This window comes from Pseudoalteromonas sp. 2CM28B, assembly GCF_023161935.1.
The window spans coordinates 1-411 of sequence record NZ_JALNTH010000128.1 but is presented as its reverse complement, the minus strand read 5'-3'; the positions used below and the strand labels follow the sequence as shown (position 1 = coordinate 411).

Below are 411 nucleotides of genomic sequence, written 5' to 3'. Positions count from 1 at the left end.
ATCGGTCACAAACTAGGTGAATTTGCACCAACTCGCACTTACCGTGGCCATGCTGCGGATAAGAAAGCGAAGAAACGTTAAGAGGGGAAGATAAATGCAAGCATTAGCTAAACATAAATTCGCCTCTGGTTCGGCGCAAAAAGCACGTCTAGTTGCAGATCAGATCCGCGGGTTACCTGTCGATCGCGCACTAGAAATCCTGGCGTACAGCCCGAAAAAAGCGGCTGTATTAGTTAAGAAAGTACTTGAGTCTGCTATTGCTAACGCAGAGCATAACGAAGGTGCTGACATTGATGAGCTACGTGTAACAACGATTTTTGTGGACGATGGTCCAACAATGAAACGTATTATGCCACGTGCTAAAGGACGCGCAGACCGCATCCTTAAGCGTACAAGCCACATCACTGTTGT

At 47.0% G+C, this 411-nt stretch carries 1 protein-coding gene and 1 pseudogene; both read left to right on the top strand.

Annotated features, from left to right (window positions below; genetic code table 11):
• Positions 1-81, top strand: a pseudogene (locus MTN96_RS36935) (ribosomal protein S19 family protein); the annotation flags it as partial.
• 13 nt (positions 82-94) lie between these two features.
• Positions 95-411 (top strand): 50S ribosomal protein L22 (gene rplV, locus MTN96_RS36930; protein ID WP_248534877.1); only part of this gene is annotated, 317 nt, incomplete at its 3' end.